Annotated in this window: 14 protein-coding genes; 6 read left to right on the forward strand and 8 right to left on the reverse strand. The window is 70.1% G+C overall.

Going from position 1 to position 19,767, the window contains the following annotated elements:
* Nucleotides 1-112: 112 nt before the first annotated feature.
* The 3 genes from ACFHNC_RS10600 (at nucleotide 113) to ACFHNC_RS10610 (ending at nucleotide 6,461) form a co-directional block, all read left to right on the forward strand.
* Nucleotides 113-4,180: a PAS domain S-box protein gene (locus ACFHNC_RS10600; protein ID WP_437169185.1), complete on the forward strand. Its 4,068-nt coding sequence runs from the start codon at nucleotides 113-115 to the stop codon at nucleotides 4,178-4,180.
* Between the two features lie 161 nt (nucleotides 4,181-4,341).
* Nucleotides 4,342-5,187: a response regulator transcription factor gene (locus ACFHNC_RS10605; protein ID WP_437169186.1), complete on the forward strand. Its 846-nt coding sequence runs from the start codon at nucleotides 4,342-4,344 to the stop codon at nucleotides 5,185-5,187.
* Nucleotides 5,187-6,461 carry an ATP-binding protein gene (locus ACFHNC_RS10610; RefSeq protein ID WP_437169187.1) on the forward strand — a complete coding sequence of 425 codons (1,275 nt, stop codon included), beginning with the start codon at nucleotides 5,187-5,189 and terminating at the stop codon, nucleotides 6,459-6,461. The genes ACFHNC_RS10605 and ACFHNC_RS10610 overlap by 1 nt, the downstream gene beginning before the upstream one ends.
* A gap of 34 nt (nucleotides 6,462-6,495) precedes the next feature.
* Here ACFHNC_RS10610 and ACFHNC_RS10615 read toward each other — a convergent pair whose 3' ends face one another.
* Nucleotides 6,496-7,005: a ferritin-like domain-containing protein gene (locus ACFHNC_RS10615; protein ID WP_437169188.1), complete on the reverse strand. Its 510-nt coding sequence runs from the start codon at nucleotides 7,003-7,005 to the stop codon at nucleotides 6,496-6,498.
* Between the two features lie 222 nt (nucleotides 7,006-7,227).
* Here ACFHNC_RS10615 and ACFHNC_RS10620 point away from each other — a divergent pair, with 222 nt between their 5' ends.
* The 3 genes from ACFHNC_RS10620 (at nucleotide 7,228) to ACFHNC_RS10630 (ending at nucleotide 13,286) form a co-directional block, all read left to right on the forward strand.
* Nucleotides 7,228-7,386, forward strand: a complete 159-nt coding sequence (locus ACFHNC_RS10620; RefSeq protein WP_437169189.1) for a hypothetical protein — start codon at nucleotides 7,228-7,230, stop codon at nucleotides 7,384-7,386.
* A 232-nt stretch (nucleotides 7,387-7,618) separates the two neighbouring features.
* Entirely contained in the window at nucleotides 7,619-12,127 is a 4,509-nt protein-coding gene (locus ACFHNC_RS10625) for a DUF4011 domain-containing protein (RefSeq protein WP_437169190.1), read from the forward strand.
* A 220-nt stretch (nucleotides 12,128-12,347) separates the two neighbouring features.
* Complete coding sequence (locus tag ACFHNC_RS10630) at nucleotides 12,348-13,286, forward strand: peptidoglycan-binding domain-containing protein (protein ID WP_437169191.1); 939 nt, start codon at nucleotides 12,348-12,350, stop codon at nucleotides 13,284-13,286.
* A 63-nt stretch (nucleotides 13,287-13,349) separates the two neighbouring features.
* Here the strand turns inward: ACFHNC_RS10630 and ACFHNC_RS10635 are convergent, their stop codons facing one another.
* The 7 genes from ACFHNC_RS10635 to ACFHNC_RS10665 all read right to left on the reverse strand — a co-directional run bounded on the left by ACFHNC_RS10635 (nucleotide 13,350) and on the right by ACFHNC_RS10665 (nucleotide 19,764).
* On the reverse strand, nucleotides 13,350-14,681 hold the full coding sequence (locus tag ACFHNC_RS10635) for a TRAP transporter large permease (protein WP_437169192.1): 1,332 nt from the start codon (nucleotides 14,679-14,681) through the stop codon (nucleotides 13,350-13,352).
* A gap of 2 nt (nucleotides 14,682-14,683) precedes the next feature.
* On the reverse strand, nucleotides 14,684-15,163 hold the full coding sequence (locus tag ACFHNC_RS10640; RefSeq protein ID WP_437169193.1) for a TRAP transporter small permease: 480 nt from the start codon (nucleotides 15,161-15,163) through the stop codon (nucleotides 14,684-14,686).
* 61 nt (nucleotides 15,164-15,224) lie between these two features.
* The gene (locus tag ACFHNC_RS10645; protein WP_437169194.1) at nucleotides 15,225-16,208 is read right to left on the reverse strand and encodes a TRAP transporter substrate-binding protein; all 984 of its coding nucleotides are present in this window, start codon (nucleotides 16,206-16,208) and stop codon (nucleotides 15,225-15,227) included.
* 142 nt (nucleotides 16,209-16,350) lie between these two features.
* The gene (locus ACFHNC_RS10650) at nucleotides 16,351-17,334 is read right to left on the reverse strand and encodes a TRAP transporter substrate-binding protein (RefSeq protein WP_437169195.1); all 984 of its coding nucleotides are present in this window, start codon (nucleotides 17,332-17,334) and stop codon (nucleotides 16,351-16,353) included.
* A gap of 79 nt (nucleotides 17,335-17,413) precedes the next feature.
* Nucleotides 17,414-17,680 carry a hypothetical protein gene (locus ACFHNC_RS10655; RefSeq protein WP_437169196.1) on the reverse strand — a complete coding sequence of 89 codons (267 nt, stop codon included), beginning with the start codon at nucleotides 17,678-17,680 and terminating at the stop codon, nucleotides 17,414-17,416.
* Between the two features lie 78 nt (nucleotides 17,681-17,758).
* The gene (locus ACFHNC_RS10660) at nucleotides 17,759-19,321 is read right to left on the reverse strand and encodes an ABC transporter substrate-binding protein (protein WP_437169197.1); all 1,563 of its coding nucleotides are present in this window, start codon (nucleotides 19,319-19,321) and stop codon (nucleotides 17,759-17,761) included.
* Nucleotides 19,322-19,326: 5 nt separating this feature from the next.
* Nucleotides 19,327-19,764 carry a CBS domain-containing protein gene (locus ACFHNC_RS10665; RefSeq protein WP_437169198.1) on the reverse strand — a complete coding sequence of 146 codons (438 nt, stop codon included), beginning with the start codon at nucleotides 19,762-19,764 and terminating at the stop codon, nucleotides 19,327-19,329.
* Nucleotides 19,765-19,767 lie beyond the last annotated feature (3 nt).

A 19,767-nucleotide genomic window follows, 5' to 3' on the forward strand; every position in this document is an offset into this window, starting at 1 on the left:
GAAACGATTGACCTGTCAGGGTGGCAGGATATCGTCTCATTCCCTTCGGGTTGGCCCGACACCTGTGACAATCTAGCAGGATACGGGCGCTCGCGCTGCGGAGTTCAACGCCTTGCCGCCGCCACCCCCACCAGCACCGCTGGAGCATGAGGCTGAGCGCCTGGCGGCGCTGCGCCGCTACGATGTGCTGGACACGCTGCCGGAAGCGGCGTTTGACCGTATCGTTCGGCTGGCGGCGCAGTTGTTCGGCATGCCGATCGCGCTCGTATCCTTCATCGATGCAGACCGGCAGTGGTTCAAGGCGAGGATCGGCCTTGAGGCGGATGAAACCCCGCGTGCCATCGCCTTCTGCAACACGGCGATCGAGGGATCCGTAGTTTATCAGGTTCCGGATGCCGTGCTGGACCCGCGCCACGCCGACAGTCCGCTGGTCGTCGCGGACCCAGGCATCCGCTTCTATGCGGGGGCGCCGCTGCTGACACCCGAAGGCCAGGCGCTGGGCACCCTATGTGTGATCGACACGGTACCGCGCCCCAAGCTGGACGCGCAGCAGGCCCAGGCGCTGGAGGATCTGGCCGCGGCGGTGATGGCGCAGATGGAACTGCGCCGCGAACTCCGCGCGCGTGAACGCGAAATGGCGCGCGCCGCGCTGCGGGAGCGGCTGCTGCGTAGCGTGGCGGAAACACCCACCTTCCAGGCCGCGATCGATGCAGCGATGACGGCGCTGCGCGAGGAGACGGACAGCCTGCTGTGCCTGTTCCTGCGCCTCGCACCCGATGGCCACCATCTGCAACTCGTCGCGGCCCAGGGCCACGGTGCGCTGGCCGAGCCGTCCCATTTCGCCAAGCTGCGCGCACTCGAAATGACGATCGAAAACACCGGCGCCGGTCGCGCGATCCGCGAGGACCGGCAACTGGTCATGGAGGCGCTGACGCCGGAGATGCTGCGGCACCTGCCGGGTGCGGCGCTGTCCGCCGCGCAGGGCATGGCGGCGATGATCCTGACGCCCACCTCGGTCGGTGCCGAGCGCTACTGCTTCGCCCTCGGCTTCGGCCCGGCACGCCCTGACCTTCCGCTGATGGCGGAGCGGCTGCAGGAAGCGGCCAGCACGTTGCGGCCCTTGCTGCGCCGCCTGCGCGACGCGGAGGAGACGGAGCTGTTCCGCCGTGTGGTGGATGCCAGCAGCGAGCCCGTCGTGATCAGCGACATCCAGCCCTGCGGTGTGCCGGGGCTTCGCATCCGCTACGTCAACGCCGCCTTCCTGCGCCAGACCGGCTACAGCGCGGCGGAGGTGACGGGCCTTTCCCCCAGCATGCTGACGCATGCGGATGCGGCGCCGGAAGCGCTGCTCGCAATTCGCACAGCCCTGCGGGAGGGCCGGGCGATCCGCCAGGAGATCCTCAACCGGCGCCGTGATGGCTCGGCCTATTGGGTCGAGCTCAACATTTCCCCGGTCGTGGATGAAACCGGCTGGCGGACGCACTGGATGTCGATCCAGCGCGACATCTCCGCCCAGCGGGCGGAGACGCAGGCGCTGACCGAAAGCGAAGCCGCGTTCCGCGACCTGTTCCACCAGCACCCCGCGCCGATGTGGGTATTCGACAAGGACACGCTGGCCTTCCTCGAGGTGAATGAGGCCGCCATCGCGTCCTATGGCTGGTCGCGCGAGGAATTCCTCAGCATGACCGTGCTCGACGTCCGGCCAGAGGACCAGCGCGAGGTGGTACAGAACCTTGCGCGGCAGAGCTTCGAGGGAATGCGCATCGCTGGCCCCTGGCAGCATCGTACCGCCAGCGGCGAAGTCCGGCAGGTGCAGATCCTGTCGCGCATGATCGACTTCCGTGGCCGAGAGGCGCGGCTCGTCGTTGTCTGGGACGTGACGGAAAGGTTGCGCGCGGAAGCCGCGGCGCGTGAGCTGACGGTGGAACTGGACGCGACCTTCGAGAGCATCAGCGACGGTCTCTACACGCTCGATCACGCATGGCGTTTCACCCGCGTCAACATCCATGCCGAACGCCTGCTGCGGCGCGATTCCGCAGCGCTGATCGGCAAGTCGCTGTGGGATGTTTTCCCCGAAGTGCTGGGAACCGAGGCGGAGCAGCAACTCCGCCTCGTCGCACAGCAACGCAAGACGCGGCGATTCGAGTTCTTCTTCCCCTCCTTCGAAACCTGGTTCGATATCGCCATCTATCCGGCGCGGCGCGGCCTGACCGTCTATTTCCGCGACATCACCGCACAGCACCGGCGCGATGAGCGGCTGCGGCTGCTGGAAGTGGCGGCGAACAAGCTGAACGACATCATCATGATCGCGGAGGCGGGGCCGTCGGGGCTCACGGGCCCGCGCACCCTGTTCGTCAACCAGGCGCTGGAACGGCTGACCGGATTCCGTGCCGAGGAGGTCACCAGCCTGACGCCGCGCATCCTGCACGGCCCGCGGACCAATGCGAAGGAACTGGCGCGGATACATGCGGCATTCGCCGCACAGCAGCCGATCCGTGCGGAGCTGCTGAAGTACCGCAAGGATGGGCAGGAGCTGTGGTTCGAGCTGGATATCGTACCCGTCGTCGATGATCGCGGCGTTGCCACGCATTGGGTTTCGGTCGAACGCGACATCAACGAGCGCAAACTCGCCCAGATCCAGCTTGAGCAACAGGCGGCGCTGCTGGACCAGGCGCGGGATGCGATCCTGGTGCGCGGCACGGACCATCGGATCCTGTACTGGAATCGCAGCGCCGAACGGCTCTATGGCTGGACGGCGAAGGAGGTGATCGGGCGGTCCGTCGTGGACCTGCTGTACCGCGACGCCGGCGCCTTCCGCGCAGCCACCGCCACCGTGCTGGCGCATGGTGAGTGGAACGGACAGATCGAACAGTACCGCAAGGATGGCACGCGACTGGTGGTGGAAGGGGCGTGGTCCCTGGTGCGGGACGCGGAAGGCGGGCCGCGCGCGATCCTGGCCGTGAACACGGACATCACGGAACGCCTGGAGCTGGAGCAGAAGCTGCGCCAGGCGCAGCGGCTGGAGGCGATCGGCCAGCTCACCGGCGGGGTGGCGCACGACTTCAACAACCTGCTGACCGTGATCCTGGGCAATTCGGAAATGCTGGCAGACAGCCTCGGCCATGACGAGGAACTGCAGCAGATGGCGGCGATGAACATGGCCGCGGCGGAACGCGGCTCCGCCCTCACCAGCCGCCTGCTCGCGTTTTCCCGCCGCCAGGCCCTTGACCCCAAGGCGATCGACGTCAACCGCCTGCTGGCCGGGCTGAACCAGATGCTGCAGCGGACACTCGGCGAGCACATCGAGATCCGGATCGCGAGCGTGCCGGAGCTCTGGCAGGCCATGATCGACCCGCCGCAGCTCGAAAATGCGGTGCTGAACCTGTGCATCAATTCGCGCGATGCGATGGGTGCCGGCGGCAAGCTGGTGATCGAGACGGCCAATGTGCATCTCGACGACGCCTATGCGGAGGCGGAGGGGGAGGTTGCGCCCGGCGCCTATGTGCTGATCGCCGTCTCCGACACGGGCAGCGGCATGACACCCGAGGTCGCGGCCCGTGCCTTCGAGCCGTTCTTCACGACCAAGGAGGTCGGCCAGGGGAGCGGCCTCGGCCTCAGCATGGTGTTCGGCTTCATGAAGCAGTCCGGCGGGCACGTGAAGATCTACTCCGAACTCGGGCACGGCACCGTGGTGAAGATGTACCTGCCGCGCGCCTCGGTGCCGTCGGTGCGCACCCTGCGCGGTGCGGAGGGCGTTGTGCTGCGGGGCGGGACGGAGAAGCTGCTGGTGGTGGAGGACGACCCGCTGGTGCGCGACCATGTGGCGGCGCAGTTGCGCGACCTGGGCTACCGCGTGGTGGTGGCGAGCCAGGCCGCGGAGGCGATGGCGGCGCTGCACCAGCAGGCGGATTTCGACCTGCTGTTCACCGATGTCGTGATGCCGGGTGGGATGCACGGGCCGGCGCTGGCGCAGGAAGCGCGCCAGCTTCACCCCGGACTGCGCGTGCTGTTCACATCCGGCTACACGCAGAACGGCATCGTTCACCACGGCAGGCTCGATCCCGGAGTCCTGCTGCTGAACAAGCCGTACCGGCGGCGTGACCTGGCGGAGAAGATTCGCCAGGCGCTGGACGATACCTGGGACAGCGGCGAGGCACCCGCCCCGCCGCCGAAGGCGTGACCAACCGCCGAAACCCATCCTTCTGGGGCATGATGACCGTGCTGCGCGGATGCAGCGCGGGCCACGGGGATTTCCGCGACGATGCCGCAGGGTTGGACAGGCCCGTCGCGGGACCATACATTCCGAATCAACGATTGATTAACAAAACCGGGGGAGCGCCCATGGCTGCCCGTTCCACCCCCAACCCCGTCTCGGCCGGCGATGAGCCGAGGCAGCAAAGGCCCGTCCTGGTCCTGGAGGACGACGCCGCGGTGGCCGCCACCATCTGCACGGCTCTCGCGCGGGATGGCTGGACCACCGTGATGGCCACCACCCTGGCGGAGGGCCGGCTGCGGCTGCATCGCGACAATCCGCGCCTCGTCATCGCCGATCTCGGCCTGCCGGATGGCAACGGCATCGCCTTTGTCCGGGAAGCGGCCGGCTGTGCGGACCTCGGCATCATTGTCGTCAGCGGCCGCGCCGAGGAGGTGGATCGCGTCATCGGCCTTGAGGTCGGCGCCGATGACTACCTCACCAAGCCGTTCTCCCTGCGTGAAATGGTTGCGCGTGTCCGTGCGCTGAGCCGGCGGCTCGACGCGGTCGTGACCCCGGCCGCATCTCGCGCTGTATCCCCGGTGTCGCACCGGGGACTGCAGGAATCGCAGGCGGCCGCGCCGGTGCCGCATGATGCGGAGTGGGCGCCGGGAACGACCGTGGCGGAGCCGGCAGCGTGGAGTATCGCCGGCGTCTCCCTGCAGCCATCGCGCTTTCGCCTGGTGGCGGCGGATGCCAGTGAAACCCGGCTGACCGGCGCCGAGGCCGGGCTGCTGGCCCTGCTTCTGACCGAGCCGGACCATCTGGCGGACCGGTCGACCATTTCGGAGCGTGTTCTTGGGCGCAAGCTGCTGCCGGAGCAGCGCGGTGTGGACCAGCTCGCCTCCAATCTGCGGCAGAAGCTGCTCGGCGCCTCCGCCGGGCAGATAACCATCGCGGCGCAACGCGGCCGGGGCTATCGGCTCGTCTGGTGATGACCCATTCACCCGCCAATCCCGCGGCAGCGGCCGCGCCGGGCATACCGCCGCCGCTCAGTGTGCTGGTGCTGGATGATGAGCGGCCGATCGTCGAGCTGCTGGTGCGTGGGCTGTCACAGCGCGGCTTCCTGGTGAAGGGCGTGCACGACGCGGCCGCCGCCAAGGCCGCAATCGAATCCGATCCGGGCATCGGCGTCCTGCTCTCCGATGTCCGCATGCCCGGGCAGACCGGCCTGGCCCTCGCCGAGGAATTGCTGCGTGACCGGGAGGAGGCGCGTGCGCTGGAGGTCGTGCTGCTCACCGGCGGTGCCACGGCCGATGTCGCGCTCGGCGCCCTGCGTGCCCGGACCTTCGACCTGGTGCAGAAGCCGCTGCGCCTGGCGGAGGTGGCGGCGGTGGCGGAACGCGCCCTGGCCAGTTGCCGAGGGCGGCGTGCGCGCGCTTTGCGCGATGCCGAGGTCGATCTGCGCATTGGCGCGGCGGAGGCCGAGCGGGCGCGGCTGGTGGATCGGCTCTCGGCCTCCTCCGCGCGGCTCGATGACGTGCAGACCGCGCTGGCCGCCAGCCAGCGCATGCGCAGCGACCTGCTGGCCGTCATCTCACATGAAATGCGGACGCCGCTGATCCCGATCCTCGGCTTCTCCGAGATCCTGGCCGGCGGCATGGCGCTGCCGGCGGCCGAGGTGAAGGATTACGGCCGGCTGATCCATTCGGGCGCGCGATGCCTGCTGTCGCTGATCGAGGCCGCGCTCGATATCGTGGCACTCGAACATGGGCGTGGCCTTGGGCCGGGGTTGCAGGAGACGGTGCCCCGCCTGCTGTCCCGGGTGCTGGCCGCACAGGCGGCCGAGGCGGCGGCGCAAGGCGTCCGGCTGGAACTGGCGGATGGCGCGGCGCAAGCCGTGGTCTGCGGCGATATGCGCCTGCTGGCGACCGCGCTTGGGCTCCTGGTGGACAATGCGATCAAGGCCTCGCCGGCCGCCGGCACCGTGCTGCTCGGCTGGTCGGTACGGCAGGACCAGGGCATCGACATCCTGGTTCGCGACCAGGGCGCGGGCCTGCCGGAGGGGCTGGAGAGCCAGATCGGCACGCCCTTCCTGCAGGCGGATATGTCGCTGACACGCAACTGGCCCGGTGCCGGGCTGGGGCTCGCGCTGGTCACCCGCGTGGCCGCCGCGCATGGCGGGCGGCTGCGGCTGTCCGCCGTGGATGGCGGCGGCACCGAGGCCTGCCTGGAACTGCCGGCGGCCCACCTTCCGGCTGCCGCCTGACCCGCCGCCGCCACGTTTCGGCACCGTGTGCCGGCTACACGCCGGCCGTCTTGCCCTGGCTCCGCAGGCTCGCATAGCGCCGCGTCACCAGTTCCAGATTGTCTTCGCACCATTGCGCCATCCGCTCCTCCTCCCGCAGGGAAAGGTCCAGCGGGGCATGCGCGGCCGCGTGGCCCGCGAGTTCGGACAGGGTGATGAGGGAGCGGTAGCTGGCGATCTCGAAATGCTCGAAGGCGTAGTTCGCCAGCGCGTTCTTCAGCACCTCGTCCGAGGCAAGCACATGCCCGGCCGCGGCCACGTTGCCCATGAAGCCCGTGACCATGTCCTTGAACGCGGAATGCGAGGTGCCCATCGATTCCAGCAGCTCGTCCAGCCGGTCCCGCTGCACTTCGCTTTCCCTGATGTGGCGCCGCAACTGGGCCTCCACCTCCGGGTAGTTCTCCAGCCGCTCCACCTGGCGTGACAGCAACTGGATCGCCTCGGTTTCCAGCGCGCGGGCATTGACCAGGCCCGACACGTAAATCTCGCGGATACTCTCTGGCATGGTGCTCTCCGTTCGAAGGGGTGCGGCCCCGTTTTCGGATGGGTCCGTGCCCAGCGAACGCGCCAGCCCGGTGCATTGCCTCATGACGAGGCGGTGATTACGCGGCCCGTGCGAGCGCCCGCGGGCGCCTTGCCCGCCCCCGATCCGCGGTGGGAAGATGCGGCGGTCTGGCTGCCGCGGACGCAAGCATGGGTCGGCGGCCATTCGGCAAGGAGACGGCGGATGGGCCTGCTGCTGCGCGGATTGCTGGTGGCGGCGGGCGCCATCGCCGCCCTGTTCGTGGCGCGGGACGCGCCGAATTTCGCGGTGGTGGAGGGAATGGTTGCGGTGGTGATCATCGCCGCCATCGTGCTGGCCCTGGCCCTGACCCGGAAGAAGTAGCCGCGCCGCGCAACAATTCTTGCCAGCGGGCCGGCCTGGCCGGATAGGCTGCGGGATGGAAATCGTGCAGGCCGTGCTGACCCTGATCGCGCGGCCTGGCAGCACTCCGCGCCGGCCGCCGCGCGCTGCTGGACCAGCACCGTGAGGGCGCCTTGAGTGACATGATGCTGGCCAGCCTGGAACGTGAAATGGACCTTGAGGAATTGCGCATCCTGCATCTGCCGGGGGCTCGATGAGCCTGCTGCCCGAACAGCTTGAGGCGGCGCGCCGCGGCCTGCTGGACCTGTCCACCCGAAACCGCCTGCTGTCGCTGCCGCAGCCTGGCCGGTCCCGCGGTGTGGTGCTGCTGGATGATGAGGATGCGGGCTTCGTCCTGGCCGCGCTGGCCGAGGGCGGCAGCTTCACCTTCGAAGCCTCCGCAGAGGCCACCGAGGACGCCCCCCGCCGCGCCCGCCGCGCCGTGCGGGTGGAAGGGGTGGCCCAGGCCGATGCGGCGCAGAGCCGGGAGGAGGCGCGACGCGACAACCGCCTGCGCGTGAAACTGCCGCGGGAGGATCTGGCAAGGCGCCTGCGCGACCTGATGCAGGATGCCCGCACGGCGCGGGAGGAAACGGGCATCGCCACCCTCTCGCTCGCCATCGGCGCGCTGGCCTGGCGCGACCCCGCCACGCCAGAGACGGAACGCCTGGCGCCGCTCGCCCTGCTGCCAGTGCTGCTGGAACGCCAGGGCGTGTCGCAGGTGTTTCGCCTACGCGCGGCGGCGGATGAGGTAGAGGAGAACCTCTCGCTCCGCCAGAAGCTGCAGGCCGAGTTCCGCGTCGAGCTGCCGCCCTTCCCGGCCGAGGATTTCGCCCCGGCCGCCTGGGCGGAGGCGGTCGAGGTCGCGATCGGTGCGCGGGAGGGCTGGCGCGTGGAGGTGGATTCGCTGGCCGTCGGCCTGTTCTCCTTCCAGAAATTCCTGATGTGGCGGGACCTGGACCCCACGGTGAATCCCGGCCTGCTGACGCATGGCATGATCCGCGCGCTGGTCGGCGGCGAGGCGCTGGATGCGCCGCCCCCCTTCGGCCCGGATACCGATGTGGATGAGGCAATTCCGGTCGAACGCCTCGATCATGTCGTCGAGATGGATGGCAGCCAGGCGCTGGCGGCGGAGGCGGTGCGCCGCGGTGCGGGCGAGGACGCGCCCGGCCACGTGGTGATCCAAGGCCCGCCGGGCACGGGCAAGAGCCAGACCATCGCCACCATCATCGCCCAGGCGGTGCTGGATGGCCGCAGCGTGCTGTTCGTGGCGGAAAAGCTGGCGGCGCTGGAGGTGGTGGAACGCCGGCTCGGCCAGATCGGCCTTGGCCCCGCCTGCCTGGAACTGCATGCGGAGAAGCAATCGAAGCGCGCCGTGCTGGATGAGCTGCGCGCGACGCTGGCCCTGCCGCCGGTGCCGATGCCGGACCGTGCGCCGGTGCTGCGGCGCCTCGGGTCGCTGCGCGGCCGGCTGAACCAGCATGCGCGCGCCATGGGCGCGGCGGTGGGCGAAAGCGGGCGGCCGCTGCATGCGGTGGTCGGCAGGCTGGCCGCGCGGCGCGCGATGGGCGCGGCGGCACCCGACTTCATGCTGCCGGCCGGGGACTGGGATGCGGCGCGCATCGCGGCAGCCCGCGGCGCCGTGGCGGAACTGGCGGCCTGCGCGGCGGCCGGCGGGCCGGGCAGCATCTGGCGCGGCGTCGGCCCGGGGATTGGCCCACTGACGCAGGACCGGCTGATGGCGCGGCTGCCCGCGCTGATCCGGGCGCTGACCGCCGGGGCCGCGGCGCTCAGCCCCGCCGCCATGGTGCAGGCGCAGCCCGGGCCGGCGAGGGCGGCGCATCTGCTGGCGCTGTCGGCGGCCATCGCGGCCGCACCGGCGCATGACGCCGCGGCGCTGGCGCATGCCGCCTGGCAGACCGAGCCCGGCCCCTTGGCCACGCTGGCAGAAGCCACCGCGGTGCTGGATGCCGCCGGGCGCGACGCGCGGCTGCGCCCCGGCGCGCTGGCGGTCGAGGGGCTGGCGGCGGCACGCGCCACGCTGGCCGAGGGCGGCGGCTTCTTCGCCTTCCTCTCCGCAAGCCAGCGCGCCGCCAAGGCGCTGTCCGCGCAGGTGGTGGCCGACGGCGCGCCAGTGCTCCCGGCGCTGGACGCCGCCATCGCCGGCCACGCCGCCGCCCGCGCCCTGGCGGCTGGCGAGGCCACCGGCCGCGCCGCCTTCGGCACAGTTTGGGGCGACGCCACGGCGATGGCCGCCCTGCTGGCCTGGCGCCGCCAGCACGGCGCCGCCGCCGCCGCCGCGCTCGCCGCCGGGATGCCGGTGCTGGACGCCACGGCAGTCCAGGCGGCGCTGGAGGCCTGGGCGGAACTGGAGTCGGCAACGCAATTCGACCTGGCGCAGGGTTTCGGCCAGGCGGATCCGTCCCTGGCGGAGATCGCCGCCCGACTAGGCGATTGGGCGGCGCAGCCGGAGGCGCTGACGCCCTGGCTCGCCTGGCGCCGCGCCGTGCACGCGGCGGGTGAGGACCTGGCCCCGCTGGTGCAGCACCTTTCCACCGGCAGCCTGCCGCCCGATGCCGCCGCGGAAGCGCTCGACGATGCGGTGGATGAGGCGCTGCTGAAGGCCGCGATGCGCGCCCGGCCGGAACTCGCCGCCTTCGACGGCGCCGGCTTCGACCGCCTGCTGACCGATTTCGCCGCCGCCGATCGGGACCGAATCGCCCTCGCCCGCCGCGAGGTCGCTGCCACCCATGCCGCCGCCGTCGCCCGGGTGCGCGGCATGCCGGGCTATCGCCTGCTGCTCGGCGAGTTCGAGAAGAAGCGCAGCCATCTGCCGGTGCGCGAATTGCTGTTGCGCGCCGGCCCCGCCGTGCAGGCGGCGAAACCCGTCTTCCTGATGTCGCCGCTTTCCGTCGCGCAGATGCTGGCGCCACCGCATGGTCTGCGGCCCGGCCTTACCTTCGACCTGCTGGTGATGGATGAGGCGTCGCAGATCGAGCCGGTCGATGCGCTGGGTGCCATCGCGCGCTGCCGCCAGGTGGTGGTGGTGGGCGATGACCGGCAGATGCCGCCGACCCGCTTCTTCCAGCGCATGACCTCCGAGGACGACATGCCGGAGGATGAGGACGCGACCGAGACGGTGGCGGCGCGGGAGGTGGAGAGCATCCTGGGCCTCGCCAATGCGCGCGGCGTGCCGAATGTCATGCTGCGTTGGCACTATCGCAGCCGGCACGAAAGCCTGATCGCCACCAGCAACGCGCAATTCTACGGCGGGCGGCTGATGGTGCTGCCCTCGCCGCGCGGCCGGTCGCCGGCGCTCGGCCTGTCGATGGTGAAGGTGGCGGGGCAGTGGCAGGCGGGCGCCGGGGTGAACCAGGTTGAAGCGCAGGCGGTGGCGGAAGCCGTGATGCGCCATGCGAAGGAGACGCCTGGCGAAACGCTCGGCGTCGCCGCCTTCTCGCTGCGCCAGCGCGACGCGATCCTGGACGCGGTGGAGACGCTGCGCCGCGCGGATGAATCAGTGGAAAGCTTCTTCACCGCGCATCCGCACGAGCCCTTCTTCGTGAAGAATCTGGAGAACGTGCAGGGCGATGAGCGCGACGCGATGTTCATCAGCGTCGGCTATGCGCGCGGTGCCGATGGCCGGCTCGCCATGCGCTTCGGCCCGCTTTCCGCGGAGGGCGGCGAGCGGCGTCTGAACGTGCTGATCACCCGCGCCAAGACGCGCTGCGTCGTCTTCTCCGGCATCACCGCAGAGGACATCGACCTGGAGCGTGCGACGGGCGCCGGCGTCGCCGCGCTGAAGGCCTTTCTGCAATTTGCCGAAGGCGGCGAGGACCGGCGCGCGACGGGCGGCGAGGCGGCGGCACCGCTGGCCCGCCTCATCGCCGAGGACATCAGCGCGGCGGGGATGGAACCGGTGGCGCGCGTCGGCAGCGCCGGCCTGTTCCTCGATGTCGCGGCGCGACGGGATGGCGATTACCTGCTGGGCGTCGAGGCCGATGCCGCGCATTGGGCGGCGCTGCGCGGCGCGCGGGATCGTGACAATGGCCGCGGCGCCGCGCTCGGCCGCATGGGCTGGCGGCTGCACCGGGCCTGGAGCCTCGCCTGGCTGCAACGGCCGGACGCGGAACGCGCGCGGCTGCGTTCCGCCCTGGGCGCCGCGCCGGAGGAAGCGCAAGCCACACCCCCAACGGCCGATCCCGGCCTCGCCCAGCCCTATGTGGAGGCGGCGCCGCAGGTGCCGGAGGGCCGCATCCCGGACCTGCCCTTCGCTCGCCTGGCCGCGATGCTGGCGGAGGTGATCCGCGTGGAACAGCCGGTGCATGGCGATGCGGTGCTGGAACGCGCGCGGCTGCTGTTCGGGCAGGAGGCGCTGTCCCCCGCCGACCGCGCCGCGCTGCAACAGGCGCTGCGCCTGGCGCGGCAGTTGGAGGGCGTGGCGGAGGAAGCCGGCTTCTGGACCGCGGAAGGCGCTGGCCCGGCGCAGCCGCGGGACCGCCGCGCCGCCGCACCGCATCTGCGCCGCGCCGCCCTGCTGCCGCCGGCGGAGGTGCAGGCGGCAGCCGAGGCGCTGCTCACCGCCCTGCCCGGCTCCACCGAAGATGAACTGGTAGCCGGTGTGGTGCGGTTGCTGGGGCTGGAGGCGGCCGCGTCACCCGCCATCGCAGCGCGCATCGCGGCGCTGGTCGGCGCCGGGGTGATCCGCCCGACGGCTGCGTGATACCAAATTCCATTGATTGCGACCTGCGCCCGAATGGGCGCCTGCCGTGAGGATCGGTCACGATCCGCGGAATTTGGTCTGCGCGGGGCCGCGCAGCCGCACCCACGACGCCCGCACAGGGTCCATCGGCGCATCGGTCGCAACCATTTCACACCAAGCTGCGTTCCTCCGGCATCACGAATGGCCCTGAGAGCAGGGCCATCACGACGGAAGGAACGACATGATGACCAACAAGGCACGTCTCCTCGGCGCCGCGGCGCTGGGCCTGATGGTTGCGGCCTGCGGGACCGATCCGCAGGAACGCGTGACAGGTGGCGCGGCAGCAGGGGCTGCGACCGGGGCCGGCGTCGGCGCACTGGGCGGGCCGGTGGGCGCGCTCGCGGGCGCGGCAATCGGTGGCGGTGCGGGTGCCGTGGCCGGTGCCACCACCTCACCCAGCGACGTCAACCTCGGCCGCCCGATCTGGAACGATCCGGCGACCCGCGTGCCTGGCGTGACCGACACGCGCACATCGAGCAGTGCCAGCGCCTCCACGCGTGACGTGCAGCGTGCGCTGACCCAGCGCGGCTTCAATGCAGGTGGCGCCGACGGTGTCATGGGCCCGCGCACCCGCGGCGCGCTGCGCGATTTCCAGCGTGCCAACGGCCTCGAGGCCACCGGCCGTGCCGATGCCGCGACGGTGTCGGCGCTGAATATCAGCGGCAGCCCGCAATCCATGCGCGGCACCCCGCGGCGTAACGATCGCAACAGCGCCTATATGGGCGGCGGCATGGTCGGCGATGGCGCCAGCGGCATGCGGATGAGCCAGACCAACTCCGATCGCAGCGGCGTGGCGACCGATGCGGATCCAGGCACCGGTGGGACCGGCGGCTCGGGCGGCAGCACCTCGGCGCCGACCGGCCCGAACTACGGCGGCAGCGGCACGACCAATCCGCTGGAGCGCAGCGGTACGGCGACGGGTGCGGATCCGGGCACCGGTGGTACGGGTGGATCGGGTGGTGGCGCGGTCACGCGGCCGACCAGCCCTGGCGTCGCTGGCTCGCCGAACTCTTCCGGCACGGCGGCGGAGCGTCGCGGCGTCGCGACCGATGCCGATCCGGGCACGGGTGGAACGGGCGGTTCGGGTGGCGGGACCGGCGGCGTCATGCCGCGCCGCTGAGCGCAGCAGGCCGACATGGGAAGGGCCGGGGGCGAAAGCCTCCGGCCCTTTCTGCGTTTCGTATCAGCTCCCCATCATGGTCGTGGGCAGCCAGGTGACGATGCCGGGGAAGACGGTCACCAGCGCCACGGCGACGACCATCAGGAAGAAATACGGCAGCGTATTGCTGGCCACCGTCATCATCCCCTTCCCCGTCAGCCCCTGTAGTACGAACAGGTTGAAGCCGACGGGCGGCGTGATCTGCGCCATCTCCACCACCAGCACGATGAAGATGCCGAACCAGATCAGGTCGAAGCCGGTCTGCGCGATGATCGGCAGCACCACCGAGGCGGTCAGCACGATCATGCTGATTCCGTCGATGAAGCAGCCGAGCAGCAGGTAGATGATCGTCAGGAAGGCGATGATCATGAAGGGGCTGAAGCCCTGGCTGCCGACCCAGGTGGCCATCGCCGCCGGAATGCCGGAATAGGCCATCGCCTTGGTCAGGAAGGCCGCGCCCGCCAGGATCAGGTTGATCATGCAGGACAGCTTCACCGCACCCATCAGGCTGGCGGTGAAGGAGGAACGGTTCAGCGTGCCGCCCCAGGCGGACAGTGCCAGCGCGCCGGCCACCCCGAAGGCCGCGGCCTCCGTCGCCGTCGCCCAGCCGAAATAGATGCTGCCCATGACGAAGCCGATCAGCATCAGCACCGGAAACAACTGCCCGCTGGCGCGCAGCTTCTCCCGCAGTGGCATCGGCGGATCGGCCGGCGGCACCAGCTTCGGGTTCAGCAGCGACCAGATGGCGATGTAGCCGGAGAACAGCACGATCAGCAGCAGCGCCGGCCCCAGCCCCGCGATGAACAGCCGGACGATGGAAACCTCCGCCGCCACGCCATAGACGATCATCACGATCGAGGGCGGTATCAGCAGCCCGAGCGTGCCAGCCCCGGCGAGTGACCCGATCGCCATCGGCTGGTGGTAGCCGCGCTTTGTCAGCGCAGGCAGCGACATCTTGCCGATGGTGGCCGTGGTGGCGGCCGAACTGCCGGAGACGGCGGCGAAGATGCCGCAGCCGAGCACGTTTACGTGCATCAGCCGCCCCGGCAGCCACTGCACCCAGGGGGCCAGGCCGCGGAACATGTCGTCCGATAGTTTCGTTCGGAACAGGATTTCGCCCATCCAGATGAACAGCGGCAGCGCCGCCAGCGTCCAACTGGCCAGCGACCCCCAGACAGCGCTGCCCAGCACCTTCTCCGCCGGAAAGCTTGCCATGCCGGTCATCAGCATGGGCAGCGCCACCACGCCGACCAGGCCGGTCATCAGCAATCCCAGCCCGATCCAGACACCAAGGCCGAGAATAAGGAACAAGGCGCCGAGCAGCAGAAGCCCGGCCTCGGTCTGCGCGAGGTCCATGGTCAGATTTCCCCCATCGCGCGTTCCAGGGCCGATACCTCCGCCGCGCGGCGGTAGGAAGGCGTGCCACCGGCCAGATGCACCACCAGATCATCCAGCAGCGCCAGCGCGAACAATGTGCAGCCCACGGCGCAGGCGGATTGCGGCACCCAGAGCAGCCAGGGCACGGTGCCCTGCGCCACATCCTCGAACTGCCAGGAATCATAGGCCAGGTCGCCGACCGCATAGGCGAGGAAGCCGGCAAGCCCGGTGCTGATCAGCAAAGCCAGTGTCTCCATCCGGGTGCGGGTCGCGCCCTTCACATGGCCGATGATGAGGTCGACGCGGATATGCGCGCCGTTGCGGAAGGCATAGGCCAGCGGCAGCAGGGCCGAGCTGGCGACGGCGAAGGCCGTCAGGTCATCCGCGCCGTCCAGCGACAGGCCGAACTGCCGGCCGATCACCTGCAGCGCGATGATGATGCCGATGCTGGCCAGCGTCATGGCGCCGGCAATCCCCCCAGCGAGGTACAACAGATCCAAGCCCCGTCGCAGCGTGCCCATCTCAGCCGGCCGCCCGCAGATCGGCGATGATCTTGCGGCCATCCTCCCCGGCCCGGCCGGCCCATTCATCGGCCATGGTGGCGCCGATTCGGGCCATGCCCTCCATCAGGGCGGGCGAGGCTTCGGTCACGGTCATGCCGCGGGCCGCGAGCGTGGCCTGCGTCGAATCGCGCGCCGCCTCGCTCATCGCCCAGCCGCGCGTCTCGGCGGCGGCGGCGGCGCTGCGGATGGTGGCCTGCACCTCCGCCGGCAGCGCTTCCAGCGCGCGGCGGTTCACGAAGACGGCGTTCTTGGTCCAGGTGAAGCCGATGGGCGTGAAGAAGCGCGCGTAATCCCAGGCGGCGCTGTCCACGCCGGTGGCCGCCGAGGTGACCATGGAATTGACCACGCCGGTGGCGAAGGCCTGCGGAATCTCGGCCGCCTGCACCAGCGTGGGCGTGGCGCCGACCAGCGTGGCGAAGCGGTTCGTCATGACGTTGAAGGTGCGCATCCGGGTGCCGCGCAGCGCCTCCAGCGTATCGACCGGGAAGTTGGTGTAGAAGCCCGAAGGCGGCCAGGGCACCGTGTACAGCAGGGAAAGCCCCTGCCGCGCCAGCCGCGCCTCCAGCATCGGACGGGACAGGTCGGCCAGCTTCCTGGCACCGGCGTAGGTGGTGACGAGCTGCGGGATGCTGTCCACTTCCAGCAGCGGATCTTCATTGCCATAGGCCGAGATCAAGATCTCGCCGAGCTGCACCTGGCCGGTCTGCGCGCCGCGCTTGATCTGCGGCATCGGCAGCAGCCCGCCATTGCTGTGCAACTGGATGGAAAGCCGGCCGCCGGAGCCGGATTCCACCGCCGTGATGAAGTCCCGGATGTTGCGGGTGTGGAAGTTGCCGTCCGGATAGGGCGTGGCGAACTGCCAGCGGGCCTGCGCCTGGGCCAAGCGGGGCAGCGCGGGAACAGCGAGGCCAGCCGCCAGAATGGTGCGGCGAGAAAGAAGCATGTTTGAAGCCCCCGGTTGGCAGCGTGTTATTTCTGCCGGCGATCATCGGGGCCAAAGGGCGCGGCGCGCAAGAGGGTGTTGCGGTGCAGCGAACGTTTCAGGCAACCCTCTCCCCGCGCTGGGGGGGGAGAGGGCTTTCAGATCAGGCGCGGTAGTCGGCGATCAGCTTGGCACCATCGGCCCCGGCGCGGGCCACCCACTCATCGGTCATGGTGGCGCTGATGCGGCGCAGGCCGGCGAGGAATTCCTCGGTCGGCGGAATCACCTGCATGCCGCGCTGGCCGAGCGTGGCCTCCGTGCTGCGCTGCGCCTCCGCGCTCAATTCATAGCCACGCGTTTCGGCGGCCGCGGCGGCGGTGCGGACGGCGGCCTGGTCGGCAGGGGACAGCGCATCGAGCGCGCGGCGAGACACCAGCACCGCGTTCTTGGTCATCGAGAAGCCGAGCGGTGTGAAGACCTTCGCGTAATCCCAGGCGGCGGTGTCCACGCCGGTGGCGGCGGAGGTGATCTGCGCCTGCACCACGCCGGTGGCGAAGGCCTGGGCCAGCTCGGCGGACTGCACCAGCGTGGGCTGCGCGCCGACCAGGGCGGCGAAGCGGTTGGTCGCCGGGCTGAAGGTGCGGAAGCGCAGGCCACGCAGACCCTCGATGGTCGGGATCGGGTTCTGGGCATAGAGGCCGGCCGGCGGCCAGGGCAGCATATACAGCAGGCTGAGGCCCTGGCGGGCGAAGCGCGTCTCGATATAGGGCTTTTGCAGATCGGCCAGCTTCTTCGCCTGCGGGAAGTTGGTGACGAGCTGCGGAATGGCATCCGCGTCGAAGAAGACGTCCTCATTCGAATAGGCGGTCAGCAGGATCTCGCCTGCCTGCACCTGGCCGGTCTGCACGCCGCGCTTGATCTGCGGCATCGGCAGCAGGCCGCCATTGGTATGCAGCTGGATGGAGAGGCGGCCGCTGGTCGCGGCCTCGATATCCGTCACCATCTGGCGGATGTTGCGGGTGTGGAAATTGCCGTCGGCGTAGGGCGTGGCCATCTGCCAGCGCGTCTGCGCCGAGGCGCCGCGCGTCAGCGCAGGCAGGGCAAGGGCTGCGCCGGTGGCGGCGAGGAGGTGGCGGCGGTCGATCATGGTGAAGCTGTCCCTCGGATGTTGCTCTCCGTGGCGCGAGCATCGCCCCCAATCGACCGACTGGGCAACCCCCTTGAGCCTAAAGCGGGTAGTCGCGCGCCGGATCGATGCCGGCGGTGGTCAGGAATTTCCGCATCTCCACCACCTCCTCCTTCGACAGGCTGTGGCGCGTGTCGTGGAAGCCGTGCGTGTGGCCGGCCAGGGCGACCTTCACCTGGCCGTGCCCACCAGTCGTCACTTCCGCGCCCACCGCCTCCATCACCGCGAAGGCCTGCTTCGGGTCGATATTGGCGCTGACCGGATGCGCGAACAGCGCGTGGAGAACCTTGCGGTGCTGGTGGTTCATCAATGTGGTCCCTGCCGTTGTGACCAGGACAGTCTCCACCCAGGCGGCGCGCGGGTCCTTGACCTGAATCAAGCGAGGTCAGTTGGCGGGACGCGTGCCCATGGCCACCGTGCGCTCATCCATTCGCGGCTCATGCACCAGGCCTCGGCGGGTCGCCCAGGTATTGGTGATGTTGTAGAGCGGCACCATCGCCACATCATCGGTCGCCAGCCGGATGGCCTGTCGCAGCACCGCGGCGCGATCCTCCAGCTTCAGCAGCGTCGCCGCGCGGTCGGTCAGCGAATCCAGCTCCGGATTGGCGTAGCGCGCCGCATTGGCCGCGCCGCGCCGGGCCGCGCGGTCGAAGGTGCCAAGCACGCTGATCAGGAAGCTGCCGGCCTCCCCGGTGCTGCTGCCCCAGCCGGCCAGGCGGATGGGGAATTCCTGGCGCGCGGACCGGGCGGAGTAGCTGGTCCAGGGCAGCGCCTCCACCGCCGTGCGGACCCCGATTCGCGCCCACATCTGCGCCACCGCCTGGGCGGTGCGGGCGTCATTCGGGTAGCGGTCATTCGGCGTGAACAGGGTGATCCGGAAGCCGTCCGGATAGCCGGCCTCCGCCAGCAGGCGGCGCGCGCCGTCCGGGTCGAATTCCGGCACCGGGACCTCCGGCGCATGGGTGGTGGTGCCCGGCGGCATCCATTGGCCGGCGGGCGCGGCCGCACCCTCCATCACCCGGTCCACCAGCGCCTCCCGGTTCACCGAGATGGTCAGCGCGCGGCGCACCCGCACATCGTCGAAGGGGTTCACCTCCATCGGCCGGCCGTCATTATCCGTGACCTGCGGCAGATTGCCGCGGCGCGAGCGGTCGAAGGCGATGAAGATCAGGCGCAGGCCCTGGACCTCCGCGACGGAAACGCGGCTGTCGCGGCGCAGGCGTGCAAGGTCGGTCGAGGGCACCTGATCGATCAGATCCACATCGCCGGCGAGCAGCGCGGAAACCCGCGCGGTATCATTCGCCACGACGCGATAGGTCACACGTTCCCAGGGTTGGCGCGGGCCGAACCAGGACTCGTTCCGCGCCAGCTCGAAACGGTTGCCGGGGATGGAATTGGTGATGCGGTAGGGCCCGGTGCCGATGGCGGCGCGGCCGGCGTTGAAATCCTCCGTCCCGCGGCCCTCCACCGCATGTTTCGCGACCATGGCGATGGAGCCGAGTTCCACCGGCAGCAGCGGATGCGGCGCCGCGGTGTGGAAACGCACGGTGTGGGAATCGATGATCTCCGTGCGCTGGATGGCGCGCACGAAGGGGGCGAAGCTGGCCGGCGTGTTCGGCACGGTCGGCGGACGCGCGATGGAAAACGCCACATCCTCCGCCGTGAAGGGCGTGCCGTCATGCCAGGTGACGCCGCGGCGCAGCTTGAACTCCCACACGGTGGGCGAAATCGCGTTCCAGGATTCGGCTAGGCCGGGATAGGTCTTCACCTCCGCATCGCGTTCCACCAGCCGGTCGAAGATGTGCATGGACAGCGCGAAATTCGGTGCCGCGTTGTAGAAATGCGGATCGACGGATGTGGGCGGGGCCCCCGTTGCGACCGTGAGGTTCTGGGCGAAGGCTGCCGTGCTGGCCGCCGCGAAGATGGTCGTCAGAACCCCGAGCCGCATTCGTGTCACCCCGCGCTTTCGACGTAGTGCCGCAATTCCTCGGCCTCATGCACCGCTTCCTCGATCCGCGCCTTCACGAGATCACCGATCGAGACCATGCCGGCGAGGCTGCCATCCTCCTCCAGCACCGGCAAGTGGCGAACGCGCCGATCCGTCATCAGCTCCAGCGCCTCCGCGATGCGGGTGCGGGGCGTGACGGTGTGCAGCGCGCGGGTCATCAATTGCGCCGCCGGCATCATGACCGCTTCCGCACCATGGGCGCCGATGGCGCGCACCAGGTCGCGTTCGCTGACGATGCCCAGCACATCCTCGCCGCCATCGCGCACCAGCGCGGCACCGATGCGATGCTGCGCGAGAATCTGCGCGACCTGGCCGACTGTATCCTGCGCGGACACCGAGATCACCTCCGTGCCCTTGCGCTTCAGGATGATGGCGATGGTCATGGT

The sequence above is a fragment of the Falsiroseomonas sp. E2-1-a4 genome, assembly GCF_051433165.1.
GTDB lineage: Bacteria > Pseudomonadota > Alphaproteobacteria > Acetobacterales > Acetobacteraceae > Falsiroseomonas.